General features: G+C 44.3%; 2 protein-coding genes. Both read left to right on the plus strand.

Annotated elements, in window-relative coordinates:
* The first annotated feature begins 314 nt into the window (after positions 1 to 314).
* Positions 315 to 557 (plus strand): hypothetical protein, encoded by a 243-nt coding sequence (locus tag B157_RS0113630; RefSeq protein ID WP_157618436.1) that lies wholly within the window; start codon positions 315 to 317, stop codon positions 555 to 557.
* Positions 554 to 967 (plus strand): PIN domain-containing protein, encoded by a 414-nt coding sequence (locus B157_RS0113635; protein ID WP_020603873.1) that lies wholly within the window; start codon positions 554 to 556, stop codon positions 965 to 967. Before B157_RS0113630 ends, B157_RS0113635 begins: the two co-directional genes overlap by 4 nt.
* The last annotated feature ends 380 nt before the right edge of the window (positions 968 to 1,347 follow it).

Below are 1,347 nucleotides of genomic sequence, written 5' to 3' on the forward strand. Positions count from 1 at the left end.
CCTGATGGTGGAGAGTCAGGAAGGACAAGGCACTACGTTCGTCATTCAACTACCTGCTTTGATCTAAGGGAATGTACTATCTCAAAAAAACGCCCGATTTAAGAAGCAAATACATGAACGCTCCTTCGTCTCAAATGGGAGCGTGTAGAGAGACGGTTATTTTTTATTATCTGTCTAACGTAATTAGTCGCATAAGCTCAGATCTAAACTTGTTGCCCTTCTAGAAAGATCACAATTATCAAAGCCGCACTAAACTCACTAATCGGCTGTTTTCGTTAAGTTTGTGTATCAGTTTATCTATTCTTGTTATCGTTATGGTTGTCTCGCCACGATTAACCAATGCCCAATTGGCCTTGCTAGAAATGTTCAGCTTCGAGATGAGCGAAGCCGAGGTGTTTGCCATGCGCCAAACGCTTATGCAGCATTTCCGTACACGAATCGAAGAAGAGGCCGAAAAGGCCATGCAGCAAAAAGGGCTGACTATCACTCAGCTCGAAGAGCAAATGAACTTTGAGAACCGCACTGAGCGGCTTGACCAAATACGGGCTGTTCAGTGAAAGTGGTTATCGATACCAATGGCTTACTACGGTCGATTCCCCGGGACGGATCCTACCGCTGGCTTTATGATGCTTTTGCTACCGGACAGTTCACGTGGGTAGTCAGTACTGAAATCTTGCTCGAATATGCTGAAATGACAGGCTATTATTATAGCCCTGCAGCGGCTGAGCTGGTCACCTCACTTTTGCTGGCTGCTCCCAATCATTTACGGCAGGAACCTTACTTTCGTTTTGGACAGGTTACAAACGATCCGGACGACAACAAATTTGTAGATTGTGCCATTGCTGCCGGTGTCGATTGGTTGGTATCCGACGATAACCATATTCTGAACCTGCTTAGGCAGCCGAATCGGTTCCCTCCTGTACCCATCTGTTCTTTTGAGAAGTTCAAGAAAATTCTGAATCGATAGCTATTCAAGTAGAACCTTGGTTGTGAATTAGCTATCTCTAATCAGGAAGGTGGACTAGAGTTAAGCGGCAGAGTCTGGCTTAAATACCTGTTGCTTATTAGTTTCCTGACTTATTCTTCGGCAGACCAAGTAGAAAATGTAATTTTGCAGGCCCTGATAATCAGGACTGTTGAAATAAAAATGGGAATTGAAAGGCCACACTTATGGGTGGCCTTTCAATTTACGGGATATGTTATTAATTATGTGCGTTCCGCGAATAGAGCGTTTATATGAGAACCTTGAAAAGGCAGGTGTTCTTTGAAGCCGTAACTGGCACGCTACCAGTCTATTCGTCACGTAACGCATTTACTGGATTACTCCGTGTAAGTTGCCACGTTTGA

Origin of the sequence: Spirosoma spitsbergense DSM 19989 (assembly GCF_000374085.1) — a bacterium.
Lineage (GTDB): Bacteria > Bacteroidota > Bacteroidia > Cytophagales > Spirosomataceae > Spirosoma > Spirosoma spitsbergense.

Excerpts from the sequence above, each read along its gene's own strand:
- B157_RS0113630 (WP_157618436.1), top strand. The coding sequence starts at position 315 with ATGGTTGTCTCGCCACGATTAACCAATGCCCAATTGGCCTTGCTAGAA.